The following is a 24,245-nucleotide window of genomic DNA, read 5'->3' on the forward strand; positions in this document are numbered from 1 at the left end:
CGGCAGCACTGGGAGCCGTCACCGCCCCCGCCCGGTGGCCCCTCGGGCGGCGGGCCGGCAGGCGGCGGCCAGGGCGGCCCACCGGAACCGCCGCGGTTCCCGAACTGGCTGTGGCTGGTGGCCGGCGCCGCGGTGCTACTGGTGGTCGGCATGGTGATCGCACTGGTGATCGCCAACGGCTCGGAGCGGAATTCGGCTACGGTGACGCCGGTTTCGCCGCTACCGACGGCCCCGAGTACACCGATTCCCAAGCGCACCCCGACAACCACGCCGCCGCCGACGCGGTCGACGACGCCCAGCACCACCCCGAGCACACCGCCGCCGACCACATCGACCACCGCCGGGGTCCCCGAGACCATCGTCTACAGCGTCACCGGGACCGGCAGGGCGCTCAGCATCGCCTACATCGACACCGGCGGGGTGCTGCAGACCGAGTTCAACGTGACGCTGCCCTGGACCAAGCAGGTCACCCTGACACCACCCGCATCGACTGCGGCAGCGGTCACGGTCGTCAACTTCGGCGAGCAGGTCACCTGCTCATTGTCGGTGGACGGCACCCAGGTGCGTCAGCGCACCGGGTCCATCCTCACGGTCTGCACGGCGAAGGGCTAAACCGTCACGCCGCCCGTCGCGGCACCCGCACACCGAGCATCGCCAGCAGACCGAGCACCAGCACGGTGCACAGCCCGCCCATACCGGCCCGGTCGCTGTGGAAGATGTCGACGAAGAGCGAGAACAACCACGGCGCCAGAAACGACACCGCGCGGCCGGTCATCGTGTAGAGCCCGAAGGCCACCCCTTCGAGCCCCTCCCGGCCTTCCTGCGCCATCCGCAGCAGCAACGTGCGCGCCGAGGACTGGGTGGGCCCGATGAACAGACACAGCAGCAGCCCACAGGCCCAGAACGCGACCGGCCCGGACAGCGTCATCAACGTGATGCCGGCGGCCACCATCGCGACCAGCGAGCCGACGATCACCGTCTTGGACCCGATCCGGTCATCGAGCAGGCCACCGGCGATCGCGCCGAGCGCGGCCACCACGCTGGCGGCCACCCCGAAGATCAGCACGTCGCCGGTCGAGATGCCGTAGACGTTGACGCCGAGCACCGCCCCGAACGCGAATACCCCGGCCAAGCCGTCCCGGAAGACCGCACTGGCGACCAGGTAGTAGACCAGGTTGCGATCGCGGTGCCATTCGGCGGTGATGTCGCGCCACAACTGGCGATAGCCGCTGAGCAGGCCCACCCGTGGCGGGGCCGGCTCCCCGGTGCCCGCCAGCCGGTGGGCGATCAGCAGCAGCGGCAGCGCGAACGTCGCCAGCCACGCGGCGGTCAGCCACATCGCGGCCCGAACGTTCTGCCCGCCCTCGACCGGCAGGCCCAGCAGGCCGCGGGTCGGACCGCTACCGGCGACGAAGCCCAGGTAGACCACCAACAGCAGCACCACGCTGCCGGCATAGCCTGCGGCCCAGCCGAATCCGGAGATCCGCCCGGAATTCGCCGGCGTCGACACCTGCCGCAGCATGGCGTTGTAGGGCACGCTCGCCAGGTCACCGCAGGCGGCGGTCAGCGCCAGCAGCACCAGCCCCGGTGCCAAGTAGGCCGGCGCGTCGCGAATCGTGCTCATCGACGCGATGAGCACCACCGCAGTCCCGGTAAGGACCGCCAGCGTCACCCGCCGGCGGTGCGGGGCGGCCACCCACACCCCGACCAGCGGCGCCACCGCGGCCACGGTCAGACCGGAGATGGCCAGCGTGCGGCCCAGCCAGCTGGCCGGCGACACCGCACCGGGCAGCTCCCGGCCGACGCTGCTGGTCAGATACACCGAGAACACGAACGTCACCACGATCGCGCTCACGGCCGCGGCGCCGGTATCCCACAACGCCCACGCCACGATCCGCGATCGCCCGGATCTGACCACCCCCGGGCCATCCATGCCTGGCACTCTACGATTGGCCCATGCCAGTGCCTGCTCCCAGCCCGGATGCCCGCGCCGTCATCACCGGAGCGTCCCAGGGGATCGGCGAAGCGCTGGCGACCGAACTGGCCGCCCGCGGACACGCGCTGATCCTCACCGCGCGCCGCGAGGACGTGCTCAACGACGTGGCGGCGCGGCTCCGCGACAAGTACCGGGTGACCGTGGAGGTGCGGCCCGTCGACCTGGCCGATCCCCCGGCCCGCGACGAGTTCTGCGCCGAATTGGCCGATCGGGAGATTTCGGTGCTGTGCGCCAACGCCGGTACCGCGACGTTCGGGCCGATCTCCGGCCTGGACCCCGCCGCGGAAAAGGCGCAGGTGCAGCTGAACGCCGTTGCGGTACACGACCTGGTGCTGGCGGTGCTGCCGGGCATGCTGGCGCGCCGCGCCGGGGGAATCCTGATCTCGGGTTCGGCGGCCGGCAACTCACCGATACCCAACAACGCCACCTACGCCGCCACCAAGGCCTTCGCCAACACCTTCAGCGAGTCACTGCGCGGCGAGCTGCTCAAATCCGGGGTGCACGTGACGCTGTTGGCACCGGGGCCGGTGCGCGCCGAGATGCCCGACGCCACCGAAGCCTCGCTGGTCGACAAGCTGATCCCGGACTTCTTGTGGATCTCCACCCAGCACACCGCCAAGCTGTCGCTGGATGCCTTGGAGCGCAACAAGATGCGCGTCGTTCCCGGAATCACATCGAAGGCCATGTCGATGGCCAGCGGGTACGCCCCGCGCGCGATCGTCACGCCGATCGTGGGCGCGGTCTATAAGAAGCTCGGCGGCGGCTAACGGCGGTCGCAGGCACGGCGAAGCCGGGGAACCAGGTGAACCCCGTCTGATTTAACGCCGGCGGCGGCCGGTGCCCATCTGGCCGCGAGAGATCTGCCCGACCACCACGGTGGTGACCGCGGCCACCACTCGCTTGCCCTCCCGGGTGGATAGGAAGTGGGCCAGCCAGCGTCCGAACCGCCGCCACCAGGGCGGCCGCTTCGGCGGCGGCGGAATGGTGACGTCACCTTGCGGGGGTCGGCTGCCCTCTCCGGCGGCCAGTTTCGCCGACAGGATTTCGTAAGCCGACTCCCGATCAACGGTCTGGCCGTATTCGGTCTGCAGCGGACTGGCTTTGGCCGCAGCGGTGATCGCGTCGATGCCGATGGTTCCCATCAGTGACCGTGGCGCACGCAGCCGGGTCCACGCGACCGGGGTCGGGGCGCCATGTTCGGACAGCACGGTGACGACCGCTTCACCGATGCCCAGCGACGTCAGCGCCGACTCCAGGTCGTACACCTTGGTTTTCGGGTAGGTGCGCACCGTTTTGCTCAGCGCCTTCTGGTCGTCGGGGGTGAAGGCACGCAGCGCGTGCTGGATGCGCGCACCCAGCTGCGACAGCACCGCGTTGGGCACATCGGTGGGCAACTGCGTGCAGAAGAACACCCCGACACCCTTGGAGCGGATCAGTTTGACGGTCTGCTCGACCTGTTCCAGGAACGCCTTGGAGGCGTCGGTGAACAGCAGGTGAGCCTCGTCGAAGAAGAACACCAGCTTGGGTTTGTCCAGGTCGCCGACCTCGGGCAGGAAGGTGAACAGGTCGGCCAGCACCCACATCAGGAAGGTGGAGAACAGCACCGGGCGCGCCGCCTGGTCGCCGAGTTCCAGCAGCGAGATGATGCCGCGGCCCTGCGGGTCGAGCCGGATCAGATCTTTGGGATCCAATTCCGGCTCCCCGAAGAAGGTGTCGGCGCCTTCGGCTTCCAGGTTGACCAGTGCCCGCAGGATCACCCCCGCGGTCGCCGGAGAAACCGCGCCGAGCTGCTTGAGCGCCGGCTTGCCCTCGTCGCTGGTGAGGTAGCTGATCACCGAGCGCAGATCCTTCAAATCCAGCAGCAGGTAGCCGTTCTGGTCGGCCCAGTGGAAGATCAACCCGAGCGTCGACTCCTGAGTGGCGTTGAGCCCCAGCACTTTCGACAACAAGATAGGCCCGAAGCTGGAAATGGTGGCGCGCACCGGCACGCCGATGCCGCCGGTGCCCAGCGACAGGAACTCCGTCGGGAACGCGGTCGCCGCCCAGTCATCGCCGGTCTCGGTGGCACGCTGGGTGATCTTGTCGCCCGCCTCGCCGGGACGTGACAGCCCGGACAGGTCACCCTTGACGTCGGCCATCAGCACCGGGACGCCGGCCGCCGACAGCTGCTCGGCGATCACCTGCAGCGTCTTGGTCTTGCCGGTGCCGGTGGCGCCGGCCACCAGCCCGTGCCGGTTGATCGTGGCCAGTGGGATGCGGACCTGCGCCGACGCGTCGGCGGTCCCGTCGATGACCACCGTGCCCAGTTCGAGGGCCTGACCGTCGGCGACGTAGCCGGCCGCGATCTGCTGAGCGGCGTTCGCCGCCGAATCGGGACTCACAGCCCCCGACATTACTTGCCCGGTCAGCACCGTCATGCGACTACGGGCGCCGCGAGGGGCTAACGTGGGCAAACTGTGAGCGCTGCACGAGACGAACTCGTCTGGATCGACTGCGAGATGACCGGTCTTGATCTGGCTTCGGACAAACTGATCGAGATCGCCGCCCTGGTCACCGACGGTGAGCTGAACATCCTCGGCGAGGGCATCGACGTGGTGATCCACACCGACGACGCCACGCTGGACGCGATGAGCGACGTCGTGACCGACATGCACACCCGATCAGGGCTGATCGAGGAGGTCAGGGCCTCGAGCATCGACCTCGCCACCGCCGAGGCGATGGTGCTCGACTACATCCGCACCCACGTAAAACAGGCCAAGACGGCACCGCTGGCGGGCAACTCGATCGGCACCGACCGGGCGTTTCTGGCCCGCGACATGACCGCGCTCAACGACTATCTGCACTACCGGATGGTCGATGTCAGCTCGATCAAGGAGTTGTGCCGGCGCTGGTACCCGCGGATTTATTTCGGCCAGCCGGACAAGGGGCTCGCGCACCGGGCGCTCGCTGACATCCACGAGTCGATCCGGGAGCTGAAGTTCTACCGGCGCACCGCATTCGTGGCCCCTCCCGGGCCTCCTACCAGCGATATCGCCGCGATCGCTGCCGAACTGGGACCGTCGACGGACGCGCCCGAGGAGATCGATTCGGTCGCTGAGCGCCCGAGCGGCTAGTATCGACGACGCTGCGTGCTCGGCTCGCCGATCGGCAGCAATGGTGGCTGTAGTTCAGCTGGTAGAGCACCAGGTTGTGATCCTGGGTGTCGCGGGTTCGAGTCCCGTCAGCCACCCCGACAGGTCGGAGGGTTTCGCCCTCCGACCTCTTTCTTTCGTGTTTCTTTCGCGGGGAACCGTTACCGGGTGACTATTTCGTGGCCTGACCGCCGGCAGTGGAGCTCCCGGACCCGGCTTGTCCACGCACCGGTGACTGGGCGCTCGATGCCTCTCACCACCCCGCTCCGGAACGAGATCTGCGCCACACTCGACCGGCTCCCAAGGGTGAACCGGGCGATGTAGTCGCCCTGCGGCCGCTGACTATCTTAATTCCCCAGGTCAGGATGATTTTTTGCGGCGGTTGACACCGGCCGGAGCGCGGTGAGTCCAGCCGCCGAAATGTGTCACCGCGGTGAGTATTTGTAACGCGATCAGGGCGCGTCGGTTTGGTGGGAATGTCACGTTTTGGTTACGGTCCCTGCGTGCTCACGCAAGGACTAGTTGATCTGCGCATGAAATCCTCGGTTCTGGCGGCGACGGCCGTGTTGCCGGCCGCCGTCTTGTTCGCCGCCGGCGGCGCCGGCGCTGAACCGGGTAACAACGACGAACCCGCGGCCGCCGCCGAGGCGCCGCCCCCGCCCGAGGACCTGCCTCCTCCGCCGCCGGAAGACGGGCCTCCCCCGCCTCCCGAGGACGCCCCTCCGCCGCCGCCCGAAGACTTTCCGCCGCCTCCGGCCGAAGCCTTTTCGGTGGGTGCCTGGGGCATGCCGGCGCCGCACGCACTGCCGCCGGGCATCGCCAACGAGCGCGGCATGCAGGTCAAGACGATCCTGGTCTCACGCAGCATCAGCGAGGCGTTCCCGCAGGTGCACAACATGATCGGGGTACGTCCGGACGGCCAGCGCTGGCACCCGTCGGGCCTGGCGATCGACATCATGATCCCCAACTCCGGCAGCCCCGAGGGCATTGCGCTCGGAGACCAGATCGTGGCGTACGCCCTGCGCAACGCCGGCCGGTTCGCCCTGCAAGACGCGATCTGGCGCGGCACCTACTACACGCCTGCCGGACCCAGCGGCCGAGGCAACGGCCACTACGACCATGTGCACATCACCACCTTCGGGGGTGGCTATCCCAACGGCAGCGAAGAGTACCTGCAAGAAGAGACCGAGCCGGCCCCTGCCTGAGCCGCGGACGCCGAAGCGCCGCTAACGCGTCGGCTCGTTGGCGTTGCCGGCTTCCCATTGCGACCACGGCACGTTCCAGTCGCCGAGGCCTTCGGTGCCGGGCAGCAGCGACCCGATCGTGTTGCTGATCTGCACCACGTCGCCGCGCTTGACGTGGTCGTAGAACCACAGCGCGTTGCTGGGACTGACGTTGATGCAGCCGTGGCTGGTGTTGGAGTAGCCCTGCGCACCCACCGACCACGGCGCCGAGTGCACGAAGATTCCGCTGTAGGAGATCTGGGTGGCCCAGTCCACATCGGTGCGATAGCCGTTGGGCGAGTTGACCGGCACCCCGTAGGTCGACGAATCCATCACGATGTGCGGGAACCGTTCGCCGACGATGTAGGTGCCGTTGTTCGTCGGGGTGCTGTCCTTGCCCATCGACACCGGCATGGTCTTGACGATTTCGCCGTTGACCCGCACCACCATTGACTTGGTGTCGTCATCGACGGTCGCGATCACCTCGTCGCCGATGACGAAGTGGCTCGACGCGTTGTCCTGTCCGAAGACGCCGTTGCCCAGGTCCACGCCGTAGATGTTGACCGCCACGTCGACCTTGGTTCCGGACTTCCAGAAAGATTGTGGGCGCCACCGCACTTCCCGGTTGTTCAGCCAGTAGAACGCACCGATCACGGGCGGGTCGGTGGTGATCTTGATCGCCTTTTCGGCCGCCGCGCGATCAACGATGTTCTCGTCGAAACGGATCGCCACCGGCTGACCGACGCCGACGACTTCGCCGTCGCGGGGCATGACGTAGGGCATGGTCAGGTTCTGCGGCGAATGGGTCTGGAAGGTCACCTGCCGGCTGGTCACACCGCCTAACCCGAGAGACTTGGCGTTCACCGTGTAGCGCTTGTTGTAGCCGAGCGGTTCGGTCGTCGACCAGGTCAGCCCGTCGGGGCTGAGCCGACCGTCGACCACCGCGCCGTACTCGTTGACCATGGTGACCGAGTCGAGCACGCCATCCTCGGCGGTCACCGTCACCGGCACGTCCACCGCCACCCCGACGGCCTTGTCGGTGACCGACGCGGTGAGCTTGGGCACCAGCAGGTCGGCGAACGGGGTGCCCTTGTCGGTGATGATCTTCGTCGCCTCCGCGTCGGCATTGCCGCCGCAGGCGCTCAGACCCAACACGACGGCGGGCACCACCAGCAGCGCCGCGAGCCGGGACCGATACCCCCGACAGCGGCGCGTCGAACCAACCTGCCCCATGCTCTGTTCCCACCTGACCCAGCTCAAACTGCTCGCAGGCAGTCTAGTGGCTAATCGGGCCTGCCGCTGCCGAGCGATCGCCGCCCGGGCACCAGCGGATTTCGCCTCGTGGTGCAGTGCCTGTTATTGTCTTCCTCGCGGTCTTGACCGCCCAGCGCCGTTAGCTCAGTTGGTAGAGCAGCTGACTCTTAATCAGCGGGTCCGGGGTTCGAAACCCTGACGGCGCACAGCTCAGGATAGGTTTTCAGAATCAGCGGGAACCCTAAGGGTCACCCTATCGACAGCGGGGCACCCTCGGCGTTGAATTGATGGCATGAACGCCACGACTGACCGCACCGTCACCGCCGGCCAGATCCTCGCTGTCGCCACGGCCTGGGAGCAGTGCGCCGACGAAGCCTGTGATGATGCGGCCCGCCTGGGAATGTGTCCCGACAGTGCGATGATGGCGATTTATTCCGCCGAGGAACGGATGCTGCGTAGTCACGCTGCGGCGCTGCGGAGTCTGCTGTCGCCCGCTAGCGGTACGGTCGCATCATGAAGCGCCTCACCCTCGCAGTCTTGGCCGCGCTGGCGCTGATCGCCGCACCATCTGCTCATGCCGACCCCGCCAGCAACGCTATCTGTCGCCTCCTTGCCGCCGGGAACACGCCGAGCACTTTGGAGTCGTCGGTGACGGTGCGCCAGGTGCTCGGGCCGGATGCGACGGCGGCTGATGCGCGGGTGTACATCCGGTCGGTGGTCGCGGGGCAGTGCCCGCAGTATCTGTGGAGGTGGTGACGGTGACGGCGCGATCAGAGATCGTCAGACGCGCTGGCCAGGCCATCCTGCTCCGCTACCCCGACATCCAGTACTGCACCATTGATGGCGTGGTGGGGGCAGTGCTCGCGGCGACCGTCGAGGCCGACGCCGATGACGTGGTGCGTTCCTACATGACCGAAATCGGGTGGCGGTGATGGGACTAGCCAGGACGGTGACGGTCAGCGAGGGCGACCTGCACGCGACCATCGCCAGCGTTCTCGCCGACTACCCATGGTTCGCCGACTACCGCTCCTGCCACGATTCGTGCGCGCGGTGGCGCATCGCAGATGAGTATGGCGACGAGGCCGGTCGGGCGTGGGGGCGATATTCCAGTGCGCTGTGGCTGCTGACCGGGCTTCCGGCCCACAAAGCGGAATGAGCCCCGGCGGTCTCGGAGCGCGGGACGGGGCGCTACAACGAGACCGCCGGGGCGGCATGGGAAAGATGGAACGGTGACGGGAAGCGAGCAAATGAAAACAGGCGACTGGCGCGATGACTTCGACTACCACCATCGTCCGTTCAGCCCAACGGGCCTTGTGGACGTTCTGAATGAAGCGCAGCGTCAGTGGCCCGGCTGCCTCGTCGGTCGGTCGGCCAGCGGCACGGGCAACCTCAACGTCTACACGGCCGACGGACGTGAGTACGTAGCCCGGATCGAACAGCACGATCCGCCCGAACTGGTCGTGTTCGAAACGGCGTTCGCGGTCTGACGCCATCGCAACCGAGTAACCCCGTGCAGCACATCCCACCGCTCGGGAAGAAGATCAACCAGGTGTAGCGCGACGTAGCCCACCACACCGTAAGTCAGCAGCGGATGTGCGAGTCGGTGTCGAGTGCAGGCTTCGCTCAACGTCTCGCCCGGGCCACAGGTTAAGTCCCACGCCGCCACCCCGCCAGCCAGCACGAGCCAGGCCCGATCCGCCGGCCTCATCGCACGAACCCGAATCCGCCGCGGTCACCCCACGGCGCGTATCGGTCATCGGGGCTGATCGGCGCGCAGTCGCGCTCAAAGTTGTGTCCGCTGCCGCCGCCCATGGTCGGCTCGTTGTTGCACTCAACGACGTCGGCGTCGTCGCGGTTGAACTCCACGGACCAGATTTCTCGGCCGAGGACAACGAATCGCAGCCTCACTGGTCATCCTCGCAATACCGCAGCTCATCCACCGCGCACAGCAGCCCGGTCGTGATGTAGTCGGCTTGACCGTCGGCAACAAACAGGGCGGTGCAGGCTTCCAGGTCGCCGTCACTGTTGACCCGTTCGGCGCCGATGAGGCAGACGAAGTGGTTGACATGCCAGCCGGGATGGTCGGCGTTCAGGGCGGCTTGGATGCCGTCAATGAGGCTCACGTGCGTTGAGCCCGTGAGTCGACATCCGTTAAGCGCGAGTCGTAAGCGGGGTGTGTATCCATGAATTCAGCGAGCGCGAATGCGTGCCATGCCACCGCGATAATGTGTGGCGATCCGGTTTCGGTGTCGATATCCTCACCCGACCAGAACTGCCACAAGTGCCGGTTGAGCGCGGCGAACGACAACTTCCAGTCGTAGCCTCTACGCCAGTTGTGATCGTCGTACTTCTTCGCCCCAACGCCATAATGGCGCGCAAGTAACCGCAGTGGCTCAGCGGGAATGAGGTCATAGCGCTCGTCGTTGCCCGCCTTCTGGCCGCCGGTTGGCGAAGTGTTGATGGACTCATTCGCGCTCATAACGCCTCGCCTTCGGGGTATGTGATAGACATACCTAGGGCTGTTGCAACATGATGCTCAAGCTGCGAGCCCTTGCTGCTCTTCCAGCCGGGCAAGAACACAATGTGCGAGCACAGCACCAAGACGGCGAGGTCGCGACGTAGGTACCAGTCGGTCGGCATCAGCGGTTCCGCAGGATGAATCTCCGCAGGTGAGATGACTGACTTCCCCGCCTCGCGCAGCTCGGCGGCTTTCGCCTCAAACGCGGGGTAATTGAAGTCGACGTACCCGGTCATCGGACCGGCGATGTAATAGATGTCGGGACTCGTCATGTCACACTCCGCAACTCGGTCGTGAGCTTGCTGCGCTTCCCTCGTGACACCGAGCCGCAGTGCGGGCACTTGTACGCCTGGTAGGCATACGCGGCGGTGTAGACCTTCTTCTTGAGCGCCCGCAGCCCCGACTTGCCGCACTTGGTGCAGCGCAGCACTTCATCGTCGGGGTCGCTGCGGTAGAGCGCGATGTTGAGGTTGGTCCAGGGCAGGTGCTCGTCAAGCAGGCGTTCGGTCAAAATGACATCATGCTTGCAATAATCGGTCATGATCTTCTGCGCCGCCCGTTGCTGAGCTCGCGTCCCATGCCGAATGTCGTGCCACAGGTCCGATCCGCCGTGTGGGACTTTGCCGTCGTGCAGCCAGTAGCGCGCCGACCATTCGAGCTTGCAGCTCATCAACCCCGCTTTGAATCGCCGCTTGACGATCTTGAACAGGTCGACCGACTTGTACGGTGCGGGTCTGCCCATGCCGAGGCGGGCGCATTCGGCTTCGACCCATTGCAGGTCGAAGCGGTCGCCGTTGTAGGTGACCACGATGTCTGCGGCGTCGAGTAGTTTCCAGATGGCCCGCAGCATCTTCTCGTACTGGACCGGGTCGACGTTGTGCTTGTCATCCTCGTCCCAGGCGGCGTGGAAGATGTCTTTGTCTTCACCTCGCCAGCGCGCGGACAGGCACAGGATGCGCGCCGGGACCAGGACACGCTGCATGGGCGTGTACTTGCTGAACAGGGAGAATGTCTCGATGATTGCGCGTTGAGTCTCTATGTCAAAAGTGAGCACCCGGGCGGTGGTGTCGAGTTCGCGCAGGCCCGCCAACTCGGCGGCCAGACTCACGACTTCGCCTTACGGCACTCGCGAATGTGCTTGCGGAAGGACGACTCGTTGCGGTCCAGGCCGTTCTCCTTGCACACCCTGTACACCGCCGACCCGGGTATCTCGTCGTCAAGGCAGGCGTCGAACTCGGCGCGGTCAGCCTCGGACAGTGCGTCTCGCCAGCGGCACACACCGCACTTAGGCACCGGCTTTCGCAACTCCGCCAACTCATCGGATAACGCCATCGTCCCTCCTACCGTTCGCCTTCGATGAACCGGTCGAGCAGCCGATCCAAGAGCTGTGAGTAGCCAAACTCTGCCGTGCAGTCGCCACTGAGCCGCGCAGCCTTAAGCCCGCGCCAAGCGATAGTGATGCGGTCGGTCAGTGGCAGCGTGGACGGGACGTAGACCATGACATCCGCCTCACCGTCCGTACAGCCGTGGACGATCAAGCTTGTCCACCCGGCGCTCCAGCGATCCCACGTCCTTGCGGATGTCGCCGATGGTGTCGGAGATCAGGTCGATCTTGCCCTCCATGCCGTCGAGCTGGTGGCGCATGTTCGGCTCGTCGGGGTGGCTGTTCTTCACCTGACTGTGGACGTCGTTGAGCTGCTTGCCCTGCTTGACGTTCTGGATGAACAGCGTCAGGATCGGCCCGGCGACGAACAGGAACATGCCTGCCAGTCCCACGTAATCGTGGGGCAGCTCCGTCACCGCTTCGCCGTCCAGTGCGTGACAATCGCGGTGGCGACGATGCCGACATAGGCGATGACGACGGAAGCGGTGCCGTCGATGCCAGGCATGAGCTGAAGTGCGGACACGACGGACAGCGCTGAGCCGGCTGCGGCGACGATGCCCTCTTTGACCTTGCCTAGGCGTGATGCCCATGCCGCCGGGATGATGGTGACGAGCAGCGCGAGGATCATGCCGACGGTCTTGATGGCGGTGTTGATGCGGGATTCAGTGCTGGTTTCTGGGTCGGGTTGTGCGTGGGTCATGGGCGTGCCTTTCAGTCGGTGCAGTCGTGCTCGGGGTAGTTGCCGTCGCGGACGTAGCAGGGTTTGCCGCACTTGGGGCAGTCGCGGATGTCGCCGACGTGGCCGCCCGTCGGTATCGCGAACTGGGCGGCTTCGGCCACGTTGTGTGGGCAGTTCTGGCCGGGAGTCACGCTGCGGCCTGCGCGGTGAGCAGATCGCGCACCCAGTTGATGCCGCCGGTGATGTCGTAGGGGGCGTAATGAGCCGCACCCTGCCCGTCCATGAGGAAGCCGATGCCCGAAACGATGGCGTTGAAGATCGCCACGACTTCCTCGAATGGCGTGCTGAACAGGTCGCTGATCTGCGCGACGAGGCTCGCCGGATCGGAGAAGAAATCGGCGCGGGCGACGGCCTGATACACGGCCGCCTTGACCTCTCCGGACTTGCCATCCTCGCAGTCGGCGAACAGGTCACCCTTGCGCCACACATCCATCCAGTAGTCCGGCTTGGGTGGCATGCTAGCCTGCCCGAGTCGCCTGTACGGGTCAAGTCCGTGCGACTCACGATCGCCCGCTTGCGCGACGGACCACGGCGCAATGGACCCGGCAGCCCTGGACGGGTTGCCGTAGCAGACGACGGAGATGAGGTCACGGGCGCGCGGCTCGTGAATCTGGCCGGGCTGTAGGAACTGCTCGTAGAAGTCGGTGACGACCGTCGCGCCCTGCGAGAAGCCCATGAGGACGAATGGCGTGCCGAGCGGGAACGGGTGTCCGGCTTCGGTGGTGGGGTTGCCGAGCAGACGGGCGAGTTCGTTGACTCCGGACGGGTTGTTGAAGGGGATTGACACCGAGTCGTATCCGACGGGTTGCCACCAGCAGTGGCCTTCGGCTTCGAGGATGCGGGCCGTGTCGGCGCATGGTCCGGCCATGAGGTCGCTGAGGTGCCCTTCGACGGTCAGCACCACGGGCCGAACGGGCTCCGGCGGCGCGGGCGGCGGGTAGGAGCCCAGTCGAACGCGGACGGCGTAGTCGGCGACAGCGAGTCCGTTCGGATCGCGGGGCGGGGTGAGGCCGACGCGGGTGCCGAATTCCTCGATGGCGGCGGCGGTCAGCTCGGTGTAGGTGTCACCGTGCGTGACGCCCATGTCGCGCGCCCACTGGTACTTGTCGTGCAGCTTCTCGCGGATGAGTGTGACGCGGTGCCAGTCGGGGTCGTTGCGTGGGACATCAGGATCGGTGTCGCCGACGCCGACGCCAATCCAGTTACCGCTTGCGTCTTCCATGTGCGCGCCTCCAGTATTCATTTCGATGACATGTGCGGCAGACCCGCTGAGTCTTGCCATTCCGCCTGACGTAGATTCGTGTGTTGACTGCGTCGAACGGATGTCCATTGATGCAGTGGGTTTTCGACGCCATGCCGTGAGTTCCGTGGCGGACCGCATCGTGCAAGTTTTCGGACTGCGTCCCCCATGCCGGGTTGTCCAAACGATTGTTCTGCGGGTTGCCGTCAAGATGGCGACACACCGTGCCATTCGGTCGTGCGGTGTCGAAGGCCTCAAGAACGAGGTTGTTGACGAGCGCGCGATAGGTCCGACGGTCGCGGCGCATTGAGACGGTCCGGTATCCGCCGCATTTAGCGGACCATGGCTTGAGCATCTTCCCGTGAAACGTTTGAACAACGCCATCAATGTTGATCACCACACGGGTTACGCTCCGCACCCGCCCCAGGTCGCTGACCTCGTACGAGCCTTCGAACCCGACTACCGGGCGCCATTCCTCATGGGTAGCATTCACTGCTAGCCCCTCTCTGCCGTAATCAGTGAGTGGGTCAGGGGCCGGTCAGCGTTGGCGCGCTTTCCGGTCCCGTCTTGATTGATTTTACTTGTCGCGCACGACAATCGGCGTCACTTGTCCGCCTTCCGAATGTGCGCCGCCAGCCCATCCCGCAGCGTCAGTTCCTCGCCCTTGGCGTTCTTACCGAGCGAGGACTCCGGACCCCACACGTTCGGGCCGAGTTGCTGCTTGATCCAGCGCACGCCGTCGAGCAGTTCGTGTTGTTCGGCGTCGGTCAGTGCCATGAGGGGGCCTCCGGTGTCAGGGTTGGGCGGCACTACGGGGGGTTGCGTGCCAAGATCGATGGCGTACTGGATGAGCACGTCGAACGGGAAGTTCGGGCCGGGGTCGGTGTGGTCGGTGCCGCCCCAGACGCGGGTGTCGCCGTGGCCGAGGATTCCGGGCAGGTGCGCGGCGTCGACCCGACGCAGGGGGATGTTGTATTTGTCGGCCCAGTAGCGGACGACCGTCGCGCCGGCGCGCAGCATCTTGTCCTGCGCGAGCCACTCGTCGCGGGTTTGGGACGCGGAGCCGACGAAGCACAGATGCAACAGGATGTCGTTGCCCTTGTTTCCCGTGCTCCAGGTCGCCCAGTCGTCGGTGTTCTGCCGTATGCGTTCTCCGTCGACGCCGACCATGACGTGGTAACTACCGGTGCGACTGGTGCATTGGTAGGTGGTGACGTTGTCGTCGGTCTCGTCGTCGGCTTGTGCAGAGGTGACGCCTTCGGTGTCGTGGATGCAGATGCCGACGATGTTGGCGGTGTTGCGTGGTCCGCCGAATGCGAACTCTTGGCTGCGGTCGGTGTCGTAGTAGGTCGCGGACGGTATATTTTCTGGCATATTTTCAGCCCCTTTTGTCAGCCGGTCGTAGAGCGCCTGCGCCTCACCCATGCGCTGGTCGTAGCGGTCGGGGTATGCGGATTGCTGCACCTGTTGGGCGTAGCTACCCGGCGAGCGCGACGTGTTGTTGTAGTCCAGGCGCGCGAGGCGGTCGAAGAACAGGCGTGTGCTGGACACGGGGTCTTGGCAGGTTTCGACCGGACCCCACCACCAGCCCATGCTGCTCATCACGACCTGCTGCTGTTGGACCCCGACGCTCATGCCGTCGCTACCCACGGCGTCGTGTGGGAGGTCTAGGGAGCCGGGCACTTTCGCGTTGGCGTAGACGGTCAGGTTGGATTCGACCAGTCCGACCGATAGTCCGATCACGATGCCGCGCGGCGTGATCCCTGCGGCTTGCCCGCCCGCGATGATGATGCGAGCGATGTCGTCTTTAGTCCAGCGGCGCGCGCTCATACCAACCTCCGTGCATTGCGATACGGCCCCACCGCGTCAATCGGCACCTCAGCCACCGGTCGCCCGTATGTGCTTGCGTGGATGACGTGCCCCTCGCCCGCGTACAGGCCGACGTGGCTGGCGTCGGGGTAGAACACGATGACGTCTCCGGGCTCGAGGTCGGCGCGGGCGACGGGCATCCCCGCGACTGCTTGCTGTTGGCTGGTGCGGGGCACGCTGATTCCGGCTTGTGCGTGCGCCCAGACGACGAGTCCTGAGCAGTCCATGCCGCGCAGGTCTGTGCCGCCCCATCGGTATGGCACGCCGACCGCGGTGCGTGCTGCTGCGACTACCTCGGTGGGGTCGGCGTTAGCCATCGGCGCGGCGAGCAGCCACGCGGTGATGGCCAGCGCGGCGAGTGCGCGGGACACTCCGGTCTCCGTCGAGGTCGGCTAGTGCGCAATCGCCCCACCGGACCAGTCGGACGCAATTACGCGGCATTGCGGCTCCTCGCTCTCTGCCGCGTTTCGCGGCTATTCCTTTCGCGCTCGCATGCGATGCATACGCGCGACGGACTGGGGTTGACGAAGGCTTTGCCCTTTGGGATTCGGTACTTGGTGTTCTCCGGCGTGAACTCGTGACCGTTCTTGCAGTGCGTCTTGTTGGCAGCATGGTTACGTCCATGTCGAACCGTGTCGTGCGCATTGGAACTCCATGTGCCCCAACGGAGGTTGGTGGGCCGGTTGTCGAGTCCGTCGCCGTTGATGTGGCAAACGCAATGCCCGTCTGGGCGCGGGCCTAGAAACGCCGCCGCGACGAGATGGTGGACCCTTTCGGCCTTTTCGATGCCGTCGGTATTTAGGGTGACCCGGTAGCGGCCGGTGTGCGTATCCAGGCGTAGAGCCCGAACGTATGGACCACGCTTGGTGTGGATCGACCTGATGCGGCCTAGCGAAGAGGCTTCGTATCGCCCCTCGTATCCGGGTATGGTCCGCCATTCTTCGTGCTCATGGGTAGCATCCACTGCTAGCCCCTCTCTGCTTGCTCAGTGATGGGGTTAGGGGCCGGTCAGCGTTGGCGCGCTTTCCGGCCCCGTCTATCGAATTCTACTGGCCCACAACGATAATTGCCGTGTTCAGAACGTAAGTATTGAGTCTGAACTGGCAATGAATGCAAGGCCCGCCGTGGTGGCGAGCCCGATGATGGTTAGTGCGGCAACGATTTTCATAGCAGTGCTGTGTCGATTGCCGCCGCCATCAGGTTGTGGCCCCGCGACGTCGGGTGAACACCCTCCTCGGTCATCGGCCCGATAGTCAATGCTGCATCGGTGACGGTTGTGCTGGCAATCGTGTTCGTTTGGTACGAGGTGTTGCTTTGGTATTTTGCGAGACTGCCCCGCAGGGCCGCACCGCTAGCTCCCGCGCCAGACAAGATGAACTCCAGCCCCTTATCACCACCTGACTCCTGGTTCGCCGAGCTGAAAGTTGTTGACGAAGTAGTCAAAATAAAGTCGCCAGACGCCATCGATCCTGTCGCCACCCGTGACGCCGGAGCCCACAGTCCAGAGTTCAGGGATGATTCGACCGTGGCGGCGACATCGAACATCCCCGTAATCGGATGCCCGAAACTGCCAGCCAACAACGCGCCGGGAGTGCCTACCGCGACAGCGGCTTTGGTTTCAGGATCCACGGGGCATTTGGCCCGAACCCAGGTGTTGTACAGCACCCGCTGCGGATTACTGGGGTCGGTGGTTTGGTTAGTGATGGTGGCCCAGTTGTCGGTGGAGGTCGAGCGCGGGACAATCGTCAGCAGGAACACCTTGCTGATTCCCAACCGGCGAAGCTTGCTGGCTAGATCGAGGACAGCGGCTTCAAGTGATGCCGCCGACACACCAGCTCCGAGGTCGTTGGCGCCGTACTCGATAATGGCACTATTCGTCCTACCTGCAACGCTTATTCGCCGGAAGCTACCGTTGGTGCCCTGGAACAAGGTTGCTTCATCCCCACCGATGGCAAGGTTCAACAACCCAGCTTTACCCGACAGCGCGCGTGGTAAAAATCCCCACATTTTAGTCGGAATCGTGTAAGTCCAGCTGATGTCACCACCGCCGTGGCCGATGGAGTCACCCAGCGCTAAAACGGATTTCGCGTTATTTGCATCGTCGGGATATCCCAGGACATTCGCGGGACCGTAATAGTATCCGGTCGAATCGGGAATAGCAGCACTGCCGGGGGCGGTAAGGTCGGAGCCCGCTGTGAAACCGCCAGGTACCCCGGTCGAAGCGTTGCCCCAAGTTAACTCAGGCGCGTAAGCAGTTCCACTGGAAAGGTACGTACGCACCGCGATAACATCACCCGCTGCCAGTGACAGTCCAAGCGGGTCGGATAGGATTTGTCCCCCCGGATCGAGAATGGGCGTAGTCCTACCACCGAACGTGAGTCGCCACAGCTGACCTACCACGGTGCCGGGGCTTGTGCTGCTGATCACCTCCAATGAGGCGCTGAACGTGATGGGACCAGACGGATCTAAGTCATACTCACCACCGTCCATGTCGGTGTACCAGTGATGCCACGCCGTTTGGATGTTGGTAGCACCTACGCCGATATTGAAGAACCGCTTGCTTGTGCCCGCCGTGCTGGCGGCAGCTTTCGAGTCAGGTGCAGACCCCCAGCAGTTGTCAGCTATAGACACCAGTTTTGGAGCGCCTTTGGTCGGTGACCAGGGGGCTAACGCATTCCACGGGGTGGTTCCGTCTCCGACCTTGAAATCGGTGCTGCCGGTAACGAATCCGATCTCACCCTGCGCCAGGGTCGGGTTACGCGATGCCCAGTTCCCTGCGGCGTCTCGCCGCTGCTGAATCCTAACGGACAACTTAAGCGCCCCCTCCATCTATTGACGTAATGGCAGCATCGGCAACGGCGTAGAACCCTGCCGGATTGTTTTGGTTGGCGTATTCGGCCGCGACACGAGCCGCGCTGAGGACCATGCGACTGGCGCGAATCTCGTCGAGAAGGCCAATGAAGCTTTTGGCGTTTAACTGTGATAAACCCAGATCGCTGGCGTTACTGATGTCCTGTCCCGCCAACGCGGCAATACTGAGCGGGTTCAACGCGCTTGTTGCGACGGCTCCGTCGATGAAAATCGACGCATTGCCGGCGCGGTCATAGATGACGGTGACCAAATGCCAAACACCGTCATTGACGGATTTTGACTTCGGTGCCACGGCGTCAACGGATGCGCTGCCGGTTATGTTCGCTGCTAACTGCCCGGAAGTCATTTGGATCTGCCACCCAGAGACGCCTACGTCCAGCTTCCGCATAATGACGCGCCCGCCCGGGGTTGTGTCAGTGGTGTTGAGCCACATCGACACTGACAGGTCATCGGTGCCCATATCCAAGTGGTCGCCGAACAGCACCTGGTCTGCGTAGTTGGTGACGGCAGTGGCGCCCCCGAGCTTGCCTTCGCCCGCACGGGAGGTGACCGAGACACTGGTCGAGTCAATGGCATTACCCGTCGAATCCCGGTACGCCCCAGTTGTTTCGCTCAGGTGCCACACCGCGGCATAATCCGACCACACTGCATTACGTCCGAACGGGTCGGTGGGAGCGTAATCGACCCCACTGCCATTGACCTTCACCGTGATTACGGTGTCTGCCGTGGATGACAGATCGACTTTGACATGCAACTCCCCGGTACGGGATGTCTTGTCGCACAACACCACTTCACGTGCCAGCTCGATCTCACCGACATAACATCGAATGTCTCCGCCGCCTTGAGCGACCGTCTCCCAGAAATTAACTGGCATCCCCGACAAGTCGACATACAAGGGAAATCCGGGGATATCAGCCGACACTTTAGTGCGGGATACCGTGACGTTTGTGACGTTGGTGAGTGTGGTAATGATGGGGGTATCTCCGATTGAGACACCACCGGGGTAGACGTAAACCGTGGACGGGTCTTTCGACGCCACCGCAGCGAACTGGGCCGCGGTACCAGTCCACAACGTCAATCCGGTTGCGGTGCCGTTCACCGACCCGGTGACCTTCTCAGACAATGCAGTAGTTGCAGCGTCAGACAGTGGCTTGTCGGCGTCACTGGTGTTGTCGACATTGCTCAGTCCCACATCAGCTTTCGTCACCATGACATCAGTCGTCAAGTCGTGCCCGTTGACCTTCCGACTTGCTGGTGCCGCCAAATCAGCCACCGCCGCCGCAGCCTCAATGCCGTCTTCCATGTGAGACAAGCGAGCCGCCGACAACGGTGTGTCAGTGGCCGGTGCATCGTGCCACGTCTGCTTGGTATAAGTCATCAGTCGTTACACTCCTATCGGAAACACGGACTGGGATGGAAACAAAGACTCAGACGGATGCCGTGGCGTCCACCGCACCCGATGACGCCCCACCACAATCCGCGGCACCACACGATGCGATGCACCGATCCGCGGTGTCGACAAATGCGATACCACAACATGCGAGACACGACGAACCTGAACACCAACAACGGGCGTCACCGCGGTGGCTTCCCGTCATAACGAGCCGTAACCCCGTTCAGCAGAACATCATCCACACCATTGGCATCAGTCAACACCAGCCGCCACAACACAGGTTTGGCCAGCTGATCGACAGGAAGATGATCTTCCAACACTGTCGCTTCACTGCCCGCAACATCAGCGACAACCACAACGGGAGCATCGGGAGCATCCAACTCCAGGCGGACGGTACAGCCCGGCGGATAATCCGCAACCGCGAACGTCGCCTTGCCATCCTCGTCCAGCACCGGGGTCCCGGATGAGTCGAGTACCTGCGGCTGATACACGAAAACGCAATGAATGTCTCCGCCTTTTGACAAAGGCAGCGTGAAACTGTCAGGCGGATCGAACAGCAATTCCGACGGTGTGGTCATCAAGGCTCCCTGCGCTGCGTGTGGGTCATGCGGGCACCCCCATTGGCCATAGCTTTGGCGAGGGGTAGAGGGTTGTCGACGGGTAGACGGGGTCCTGCGGCTGGGGCCACCAGCCGGTCTCATCAACCCGCCGATAATCATCATCGGTGCCAAAGAAGTCCGTCGTGAACAAACTGATCTGCGCATAGTTCGGCGACGGCAACACCACCGGGCGGCTGAACGCGGTCTCGATGCTCTTACGCTTCTCCCGGTCCAAGCTCGGGAAAGTCTGCCCGATACCCAACAACGGCACCGGATACGTGGGCGACCACACGTACTCAACCAGCGGATGATCCGGGTCGGTGTAGCGCACGTTGTGCTGGTCGTCGGGGGTGACGGTGAAGTAGTTCGTGTGGACCATCTGCATGCCCAGCACCGCGTTCAGGGCGGCATCAGCATGGGCGCCGATCACCGCGTTGACCACATCCTGCAAGGCTTTCAATGCCCAGTTGAACGGATCCGATGTAGCGGCCCCGACGCTGTCCACCACCTGCTGAATGTCACTGGCGCTAGGGAAGTCCGCAAACCCGTCGTACTGGCGCGCGAAGTCCGTCACCGCGTAGTGAACGGTCGACGTTCCATCTGACAGCGGATCAGGCAACCCGTCCACGTCACAGATTTGGTTGAGGTTGTTGTGCTTGTACGCGAACCCGCCATAGCGCCGTTCCGCATTGCCGATCAGCAGGAACGTCAGTCTCGATGTCGGTATTACGGGGCTGTCGATACCGTATTTCCGCAGCCACGCCGTTGCAACCTGCGCCCCCTCGGAATAGCCGAACACCAGAATCTCGCCAGTCGTGTTACCCAGCTTCGTGTTCAACAGCTCGACGCCCGCGTCGATGTTCGCTATCCCGGCGGTGTTGTTGTACGGCAGGCGATACACCGTGTCACCGGGTTGAACGAGCGTGCCCTTGAGGAGGAGGTACTGCATGCCGAGACTGACGAGGTTGAAGCCCATCGGGTCGATGACGATCAAGGTGCGGGTCACGTCTGCGCTTCCACCGCCGCGACAACGTCTCCCGAAATGAGGATGTCGACGCCGGCCCTAATGTTCCCGTCGACAATGCTAGAATACTCGCTCATCTCAATCGGGACAGAGCTTCCGTCGTCAGGCATATTGAACGTCCCTTCAGCTGGAGATCTTGGTCGCTACCACAATGAGGGCCTGGAGCGAGATGCTGCCGTTGCTCGTCGACGCGTTGTCAAACGTGAATCCTGGTAAGAAATAGAGGTTTCCGGGGTCTGTGCGCTGATAGATGTGTTTGCCGACCGCCCAGTTGCGCACCGATGAGTTCACGACCGTCACGCAAGTGCCGCATGGCGTTGTTGAGCTTCCGGTCCAGGTTCCAGTTGACGGGGGCGGGGTGCTATTGCGGATGAGCAACGGAGTAATGACGCAGTTCCCGGCCAGGCCGGCACTGGCAGTGAACGCCGCCGTCACCTCAAAGTCGTAGAGACCCGGCTCTTTAAGCCAAATGCCCTGTGTCGCACTTGCCCCCATCGATTCGCCGTTAACAAAGAAGGTCGTAATCTTGCTCGGCGGAATGAATGTCGAGGCGTTTGGCGCAAGTGAGAACGTGTAGGTATCAAACGCGATGCCGGTATAGTCGTGCGCGGTGATGTTCTTCGGCGGGATCGCGGTTAGATTCGCTTTGATCGCTGCAGCCGTTTTCGCAGAGCCTGTATCCGTGGTTCCGGTTATCGCCTGGTTGATGCCATCCGCGATAGCCTGCACTCCAGTGTTTGCGCCATCTGCCGTCGACTTCACCACTTGCGTCGACAGCTCCGCATCAGTCTTTGGATGCGCCACATTCGTTGCGTCAGAACGCGTCACCTTGTCGGACAACGGCGGCGACAACGCCGGGTAGTCGGTGGCCGGTGTCGCAACCAACCGCCATGCCTGCGCCGCATAAGTGTCATCCACCTCGCGGTAGATCCGATACGAATCCGCACCACCGGTTGGCGCGCTGTAGGCCAGGTCCACCCGGCCCGAACAGTTCGGCGGGAACAGCGTGCCAGCGAACACCGTCACCATCGCCGCCGGACCTTCAACCCCCCCCTTCACTGCAGCAATCGCGTACGTGATGTTGCCCGCCGGGAACCCCGGCACTGTAAGGTCAAGCCACGGAATCGCCACCACGCCGGTCGGCTTTCCCGGAATCGTCGCATCGACCCCTGGCGAGATCGCAGGCGTGTCATCACCGCGCCCCGGAGTCATCACCGCATTGCCGGACGGTTTTTCGCTATTCGGAATCGTCAGCGACGGAACCCACGCCCAGTTGGAATCGAAGTAGCCCCAGTGCAAGCCTTCGATCATCTGGTTGATGTAGCGGCGCACCGGGTCGAAGAGGTTCAGCCAGCTAGTGCCAGAGTTGCCCCACAGCCAGCCAGTGACAGGGTTGTTCTTCAGGGCGGCCTCGGTCGCGCTTGCGAGACTGGCGAAATCGGCGTGCGTCTTGTCCGATCCCCACGCCGCGAGCACCGCGTCGACCATCGTGTTCCAGGCCGAATTGATCGCGCCCGTCATCGTCGTCCACGCACCGGACGCACCCGGGTCGGCGGCGAACGTAGTGATCGCCTTCCAGCAGGAGTCACCGAAGTCCGTGACTGCCTTGCCGATGTTCAACACCGGCTGCAACCAGTCGTCCACCATGTCGAAGAACCAGCCGAACCAGGCGTTATTGCGCAGCGCCGCAGTCGTCGCCGTCGACGGATTCGGCATCGCCTCGGCCTTCGTGTTCGCCTCAGCCTCGGTCGATCCCCACGAGATGAACACCGCGCGGATGAACAGATCCCACGCGGTCTCAATGCTCGACACCATCGTCTGCCAGGCATTCGGCGCGGTCACGTTCCCGACGAAGACCGTGACTGCCTGCCAGCACGCATCGCCGAAATCGGCGCACGCCTTGCCGATCTTCAAGATGGGCTCAAGCCAGTCATCGACCAGCTGGAACAGCCAGCCAAACCACGGGTTCTGTTTCAGCGCATCCGAGATGATCCCCGAGGTCGACGGCGGCACATAGGAGTCCGCGTCCGCATGACGCAGGGCGCGCTTGACCCGCTTGACGAACAGCGCCCACGCCGCGTCCGTGTCGGTCTTGAGTGCCGTCCACGCCGACTGATCAAAGATCCCCTGAACCCACGCCTCGATAGCGGCCCACATGTCGGTCAGGTACTGGCGGCCCGCATCGAACAGATCGGCCAGCACAACCAGGAAGCCGCCCGCGGCAGCAACCCGCGCACCATCGAACCTGACCGGGACATCCCCGCCGGCCGACTCCGAGACAACCAGGCGCAACTCCACCGTGTCAGGGATATCCCCGACCTTCGGAACCTCATAGTCGACATCGAAGAACACAGCCTTCGAACCAGCCGGGGCCGCAATCCAATCCGACGAATCACCATCAGGCACACCGCAATGCGCCAACACCACCGCGTCCTGCAACACGCCCTTAAGTGACGGGACCAGCTCAAGCCGGATCGCCTGATCATCGGCGGCGGTAAACCCATCCTCAACCAGCGCATGAATCTGACACGTGAGAATCTGCCCCGCAGCCACAGCCGACGCATCACTGATTGCATTCGACATCAAGGCGTGCCGCGCGCCATCAGCGGTCGTCCGTGCGCTGCCCTGCGGATCGGTGCGCGGCAACCCACCCGGACCCGTCACCGTCCCCAACGACACGACCGCATCCCACGACCAGTCAGGAGCGGCAGCAATCGCAGACGGCGACGAAAAACTCGGCCGCGACAACAAATTCGGGGGACGCTGAATCGGATTCTGCAACCACGCCATCAGGTCGTTGGCCTGGCGCACCAACTCCATAATCGTGTTCGTCGTCCACGACCAGTCCAGCATCCAGAACAAGTCGATGCCCGTGTACTTCTTGATCTGCTCAAACAAGTTCTCCACAAAGAACTTGAACGGATCATCCACAGCATCACGCGCCGACGACCACCCGAAATCCGGGATCGGACCCGCCATCCCCTGATTCGGGCGCCGATCCTCA

Annotated in this window: 33 protein-coding genes and 2 tRNA genes; 11 read left to right on the plus strand and 24 right to left on the minus strand. The window is 64.0% G+C overall.

What is annotated here, in order from left to right; all coding sequences use genetic code 11:
* A partial coding sequence (locus BST28_RS18740; RefSeq protein WP_083082283.1) for an MmpS family transport accessory protein occupies nucleotides 1–612 on the plus strand: 612 nt, incomplete at its 5' end.
* 4 nt (nucleotides 613–616) lie between these two features.
* Here BST28_RS18740 and BST28_RS18745 read toward each other — a convergent pair.
* On the minus strand, nucleotides 617–1,933 hold the full coding sequence (locus BST28_RS18745) for an MFS transporter (RefSeq protein ID WP_083082285.1): 1,317 nt from the start codon (nucleotides 1,931–1,933) through the stop codon (nucleotides 617–619).
* A gap of 23 nt (nucleotides 1,934–1,956) precedes the next feature.
* Here BST28_RS18745 and cmrA point away from each other — a divergent pair, with 23 nt between their 5' ends.
* Nucleotides 1,957–2,763: a mycolate reductase gene (gene cmrA / locus BST28_RS18750; protein WP_019738636.1), complete on the plus strand. Its 807-nt coding sequence runs from the start codon at nucleotides 1,957–1,959 to the stop codon at nucleotides 2,761–2,763.
* Nucleotides 2,764–2,814: 51 nt separating this feature from the next.
* On the opposite strand, the gene BST28_RS18755 is transcribed toward cmrA, so the two are convergent.
* Entirely contained in the window at nucleotides 2,815–4,377 is a 1,563-nt protein-coding gene (locus BST28_RS18755; protein ID WP_083082286.1) for a helicase HerA-like domain-containing protein, read from the minus strand.
* A gap of 75 nt (nucleotides 4,378–4,452) precedes the next feature.
* Here BST28_RS18755 and orn point away from each other — a divergent pair, with 75 nt between their 5' ends.
* The 3 genes from orn (at nucleotide 4,453) to BST28_RS24425 (ending at nucleotide 6,332) form a co-directional block, all read left to right on the plus strand.
* On the plus strand, nucleotides 4,453–5,109 hold the full coding sequence (gene orn, locus BST28_RS18760; RefSeq protein ID WP_019736303.1) for an oligoribonuclease: 657 nt from the start codon (nucleotides 4,453–4,455) through the stop codon (nucleotides 5,107–5,109).
* A gap of 43 nt (nucleotides 5,110–5,152) precedes the next feature.
* Nucleotides 5,153–5,225 (plus strand) — tRNA-His (locus tag BST28_RS18765).
* Nucleotides 5,226–5,660: 435 nt separating this feature from the next.
* Nucleotides 5,661–6,332 (plus strand): VldE C-terminal domain-containing protein, encoded by a 672-nt coding sequence (locus BST28_RS24425; protein WP_019736302.1) that lies wholly within the window; start codon nucleotides 5,661–5,663, stop codon nucleotides 6,330–6,332.
* 21 nt (nucleotides 6,333–6,353) lie between these two features.
* Here the strand turns inward: BST28_RS24425 and BST28_RS18775 are convergent, their stop codons facing one another.
* Nucleotides 6,354–7,583, minus strand: a complete 1,230-nt coding sequence (locus tag BST28_RS18775) for a L,D-transpeptidase (protein ID WP_029249050.1) — start codon at nucleotides 7,581–7,583, stop codon at nucleotides 6,354–6,356.
* Between the two features lie 154 nt (nucleotides 7,584–7,737).
* On the opposite strand from BST28_RS18775, the gene BST28_RS18780 reads away from it, so the two are divergent.
* The 6 genes from BST28_RS18780 to BST28_RS23775 all read left to right on the plus strand — a co-directional run bounded on the left by BST28_RS18780 (nucleotide 7,738) and on the right by BST28_RS23775 (nucleotide 9,091).
* Nucleotides 7,738–7,810: transfer RNA gene (locus BST28_RS18780), tRNA-Lys, on the plus strand.
* Between the two features lie 86 nt (nucleotides 7,811–7,896).
* On the plus strand, nucleotides 7,897–8,121 hold the full coding sequence (locus BST28_RS18785) for a hypothetical protein (RefSeq protein WP_083082287.1): 225 nt from the start codon (nucleotides 7,897–7,899) through the stop codon (nucleotides 8,119–8,121).
* Nucleotides 8,118–8,360 (plus strand): hypothetical protein, encoded by a 243-nt coding sequence (locus tag BST28_RS18790; RefSeq protein WP_083082288.1) that lies wholly within the window; start codon nucleotides 8,118–8,120, stop codon nucleotides 8,358–8,360. The genes BST28_RS18785 and BST28_RS18790 overlap by 4 nt, the downstream gene beginning before the upstream one ends.
* A gap of 2 nt (nucleotides 8,361–8,362) precedes the next feature.
* Nucleotides 8,363–8,536 (plus strand): hypothetical protein, encoded by a 174-nt coding sequence (locus tag BST28_RS24185; protein ID WP_165758108.1) that lies wholly within the window; start codon nucleotides 8,363–8,365, stop codon nucleotides 8,534–8,536.
* Nucleotides 8,536–8,760: a hypothetical protein gene (locus tag BST28_RS18800; protein WP_133054327.1), complete on the plus strand. Its 225-nt coding sequence runs from the start codon at nucleotides 8,536–8,538 to the stop codon at nucleotides 8,758–8,760. The genes BST28_RS24185 and BST28_RS18800 overlap by 1 nt, the downstream gene beginning before the upstream one ends.
* 73 nt (nucleotides 8,761–8,833) lie before the next feature.
* Complete coding sequence (locus tag BST28_RS23775; protein WP_133054328.1) at nucleotides 8,834–9,091, plus strand: hypothetical protein; 258 nt, start codon at nucleotides 8,834–8,836, stop codon at nucleotides 9,089–9,091.
* On the opposite strand, the gene BST28_RS25290 is transcribed toward BST28_RS23775, so the two are convergent.
* The 21 genes from BST28_RS25290 to BST28_RS18880 form a co-directional block, all read right to left on the minus strand.
* Nucleotides 9,001–9,312 carry a DUF7427 family protein gene (locus BST28_RS25290; RefSeq protein ID WP_420093447.1) on the minus strand — a complete coding sequence of 104 codons (312 nt, stop codon included), beginning with the start codon at nucleotides 9,310–9,312 and terminating at the stop codon, nucleotides 9,001–9,003. The genes BST28_RS23775 and BST28_RS25290 overlap by 91 nt on opposite strands.
* Complete coding sequence (locus BST28_RS23780; protein ID WP_133054329.1) at nucleotides 9,309–9,512, minus strand: hypothetical protein; 204 nt, start codon at nucleotides 9,510–9,512, stop codon at nucleotides 9,309–9,311. The genes BST28_RS25290 and BST28_RS23780 overlap by 4 nt, the downstream gene beginning before the upstream one ends.
* Nucleotides 9,509–9,727, minus strand: coding sequence for a DUF7213 family protein (locus BST28_RS18805; protein WP_083082291.1), 219 nt, complete (start codon nucleotides 9,725–9,727; stop codon nucleotides 9,509–9,511). Before BST28_RS18805 ends, BST28_RS23780 begins: the two co-directional genes overlap by 4 nt.
* Nucleotides 9,724–10,083, minus strand: a complete 360-nt coding sequence (locus BST28_RS18810; protein ID WP_083082293.1) for a dATP/dGTP diphosphohydrolase domain-containing protein — start codon at nucleotides 10,081–10,083, stop codon at nucleotides 9,724–9,726. Before BST28_RS18810 ends, BST28_RS18805 begins: the two co-directional genes overlap by 4 nt.
* On the minus strand, nucleotides 10,080–10,394 hold the full coding sequence (locus BST28_RS18815) for a DUF4406 domain-containing protein (protein WP_083082295.1): 315 nt from the start codon (nucleotides 10,392–10,394) through the stop codon (nucleotides 10,080–10,082). Before BST28_RS18815 ends, BST28_RS18810 begins: the two co-directional genes overlap by 4 nt.
* Nucleotides 10,391–11,230 carry a ribonuclease H-like domain-containing protein gene (locus BST28_RS18820; protein WP_234808326.1) on the minus strand — a complete coding sequence of 280 codons (840 nt, stop codon included), beginning with the start codon at nucleotides 11,228–11,230 and terminating at the stop codon, nucleotides 10,391–10,393. The genes BST28_RS18815 and BST28_RS18820 overlap by 4 nt, the downstream gene beginning before the upstream one ends.
* Entirely contained in the window at nucleotides 11,227–11,454 is a 228-nt protein-coding gene (locus BST28_RS18825) for a hypothetical protein (RefSeq protein WP_083082296.1), read from the minus strand. Before BST28_RS18825 ends, BST28_RS18820 begins: the two co-directional genes overlap by 4 nt.
* An 8-nt stretch (nucleotides 11,455–11,462) precedes the next feature.
* Complete coding sequence (locus BST28_RS24190; protein ID WP_165758109.1) at nucleotides 11,463–11,621, minus strand: hypothetical protein; 159 nt, start codon at nucleotides 11,619–11,621, stop codon at nucleotides 11,463–11,465.
* A 10-nt stretch (nucleotides 11,622–11,631) separates the two neighbouring features.
* Entirely contained in the window at nucleotides 11,632–11,922 is a 291-nt protein-coding gene (locus BST28_RS24195) for a DUF2746 domain-containing protein (protein WP_083082298.1), read from the minus strand.
* A complete protein-coding gene (locus BST28_RS24200; protein ID WP_083082300.1) occupies nucleotides 11,919–12,206 on the minus strand; it encodes a hypothetical protein in 288 nt (95 codons plus the stop codon). The genes BST28_RS24195 and BST28_RS24200 overlap by 4 nt, the downstream gene beginning before the upstream one ends.
* A gap of 11 nt (nucleotides 12,207–12,217) precedes the next feature.
* The gene (locus BST28_RS24205; RefSeq protein WP_165758110.1) at nucleotides 12,218–12,376 is read right to left on the minus strand and encodes a hypothetical protein; all 159 of its coding nucleotides are present in this window, start codon (nucleotides 12,374–12,376) and stop codon (nucleotides 12,218–12,220) included.
* A complete protein-coding gene (locus BST28_RS18840) occupies nucleotides 12,373–13,527 on the minus strand; it encodes a PE-PPE domain-containing protein (RefSeq protein ID WP_234808327.1) in 1,155 nt (384 codons plus the stop codon). The genes BST28_RS24205 and BST28_RS18840 overlap by 4 nt, the downstream gene beginning before the upstream one ends.
* Nucleotides 13,448–13,978, minus strand: coding sequence for an NUMOD4 domain-containing protein (locus BST28_RS25295; protein ID WP_083082304.1), 531 nt, complete (start codon nucleotides 13,976–13,978; stop codon nucleotides 13,448–13,450). The genes BST28_RS18840 and BST28_RS25295 overlap by 80 nt, the downstream gene beginning before the upstream one ends.
* A gap of 110 nt (nucleotides 13,979–14,088) precedes the next feature.
* Nucleotides 14,089–15,315, minus strand: coding sequence for a peptidoglycan recognition protein family protein (locus tag BST28_RS24900; protein ID WP_083082307.1), 1,227 nt, complete (start codon nucleotides 15,313–15,315; stop codon nucleotides 14,089–14,091).
* Nucleotides 15,312–15,725 carry an NlpC/P60 family protein gene (locus BST28_RS18855; RefSeq protein ID WP_234808328.1) on the minus strand — a complete coding sequence of 138 codons (414 nt, stop codon included), beginning with the start codon at nucleotides 15,723–15,725 and terminating at the stop codon, nucleotides 15,312–15,314. The genes BST28_RS24900 and BST28_RS18855 overlap by 4 nt, the downstream gene beginning before the upstream one ends.
* Nucleotides 15,726–15,784: 59 nt before the next feature.
* Nucleotides 15,785–16,318, minus strand: coding sequence for an NUMOD4 motif-containing HNH endonuclease (locus BST28_RS18860; protein WP_083082309.1), 534 nt, complete (start codon nucleotides 16,316–16,318; stop codon nucleotides 15,785–15,787).
* Between the two features lie 200 nt (nucleotides 16,319–16,518).
* On the minus strand, nucleotides 16,519–18,183 hold the full coding sequence (locus BST28_RS23785) for a hyaluronate lyase N-terminal domain-containing protein (RefSeq protein ID WP_133054330.1): 1,665 nt from the start codon (nucleotides 18,181–18,183) through the stop codon (nucleotides 16,519–16,521).
* On the minus strand, nucleotides 18,167–19,603 hold the full coding sequence (locus BST28_RS18870) for a LamG-like jellyroll fold domain-containing protein (protein WP_083082313.1): 1,437 nt from the start codon (nucleotides 19,601–19,603) through the stop codon (nucleotides 18,167–18,169). The genes BST28_RS23785 and BST28_RS18870 overlap by 17 nt, the downstream gene beginning before the upstream one ends.
* A gap of 197 nt (nucleotides 19,604–19,800) precedes the next feature.
* The gene (locus tag BST28_RS23790) at nucleotides 19,801–20,196 is read right to left on the minus strand and encodes a hypothetical protein (RefSeq protein ID WP_133054331.1); all 396 of its coding nucleotides are present in this window, start codon (nucleotides 20,194–20,196) and stop codon (nucleotides 19,801–19,803) included.
* A gap of 25 nt (nucleotides 20,197–20,221) precedes the next feature.
* Complete coding sequence (locus BST28_RS18875; RefSeq protein WP_083082315.1) at nucleotides 20,222–21,223, minus strand: PE-PPE domain-containing protein; 1,002 nt, start codon at nucleotides 21,221–21,223, stop codon at nucleotides 20,222–20,224.
* Between the two features lie 141 nt (nucleotides 21,224–21,364).
* On the minus strand, nucleotides 21,365–24,220 hold the full coding sequence (locus tag BST28_RS18880) for a hypothetical protein (protein WP_083082317.1): 2,856 nt from the start codon (nucleotides 24,218–24,220) through the stop codon (nucleotides 21,365–21,367).
* Between the last annotated feature and the right edge of the window lie 25 nt (nucleotides 24,221–24,245).

The sequence above is a fragment of the Mycolicibacter kumamotonensis genome, from assembly GCF_002086285.1.
Classification (GTDB): Bacteria; Actinomycetota; Actinomycetes; order Mycobacteriales; family Mycobacteriaceae; genus Mycobacterium; species Mycobacterium kumamotonense.

Bases quoted from the DNA above. Each gene is read 5' to 3' on its own strand.
- BST28_RS18745 (WP_083082285.1), bottom strand. From the start codon at position 1,933: ATGGATGGCCCGGGGGTGGTCAGATCCGGGCGATCGCGGATCGTGGCG.
- cmrA (WP_019738636.1), top strand. From the start codon at position 1,957: ATGCCAGTGCCTGCTCCCAGCCCGGATGCCCGCGCCGTCATCACCGGA.
- BST28_RS24425 (WP_019736302.1), top strand. From the start codon at position 5,661: ATGAAATCCTCGGTTCTGGCGGCGACGGCCGTGTTGCCGGCCGCCGTC.
- BST28_RS18775 (WP_029249050.1), bottom strand. From the start codon at position 7,583: ATGGGGCAGGTTGGTTCGACGCGCCGCTGTCGGGGGTATCGGTCCCGG.
- BST28_RS18785 (WP_083082287.1), top strand. From the start codon at position 7,897: ATGAACGCCACGACTGACCGCACCGTCACCGCCGGCCAGATCCTCGCT.
- BST28_RS18790 (WP_083082288.1), top strand. From the start codon at position 8,118: ATGAAGCGCCTCACCCTCGCAGTCTTGGCCGCGCTGGCGCTGATCGCC.
- BST28_RS18800 (WP_133054327.1), top strand. From the start codon at position 8,536: ATGGGACTAGCCAGGACGGTGACGGTCAGCGAGGGCGACCTGCACGCG.
- BST28_RS25290 (WP_420093447.1), bottom strand. From the start codon at position 9,312: ATGAGGCCGGCGGATCGGGCCTGGCTCGTGCTGGCTGGCGGGGTGGCG.
- BST28_RS18810 (WP_083082293.1), bottom strand. From the start codon at position 10,083: ATGAGCGCGAATGAGTCCATCAACACTTCGCCAACCGGCGGCCAGAAG.
- BST28_RS18815 (WP_083082295.1), bottom strand. From the start codon at position 10,394: ATGACGAGTCCCGACATCTATTACATCGCCGGTCCGATGACCGGGTAC.
- BST28_RS18825 (WP_083082296.1), bottom strand. From the start codon at position 11,454: ATGGCGTTATCCGATGAGTTGGCGGAGTTGCGAAAGCCGGTGCCTAAG.
- BST28_RS24190 (WP_165758109.1), bottom strand. From the start codon at position 11,621: ATGGTCTACGTCCCGTCCACGCTGCCACTGACCGACCGCATCACTATC.
- BST28_RS24200 (WP_083082300.1), bottom strand. From the start codon at position 12,206: ATGACCCACGCACAACCCGACCCAGAAACCAGCACTGAATCCCGCATC.
- BST28_RS18840 (WP_234808327.1), bottom strand. From the start codon at position 13,527: ATGGCAAGACTCAGCGGGTCTGCCGCACATGTCATCGAAATGAATACT.
- BST28_RS24900 (WP_083082307.1), bottom strand. From the start codon at position 15,315: ATGAGCGCGCGCCGCTGGACTAAAGACGACATCGCTCGCATCATCATC.
- BST28_RS23785 (WP_133054330.1), bottom strand. From the start codon at position 18,183: ATGGAGGGGGCGCTTAAGTTGTCCGTTAGGATTCAGCAGCGGCGAGAC.
- BST28_RS18870 (WP_083082313.1), bottom strand. From the start codon at position 19,603: ATGACTTATACCAAGCAGACGTGGCACGATGCACCGGCCACTGACACA.
- BST28_RS23790 (WP_133054331.1), bottom strand. From the start codon at position 20,196: ATGACCACACCGTCGGAATTGCTGTTCGATCCGCCTGACAGTTTCACG.
- BST28_RS18880 (WP_083082317.1), bottom strand. From the start codon at position 24,220: ATGGCGGGTCCGATCCCGGATTTCGGGTGGTCGTCGGCGCGTGATGCT.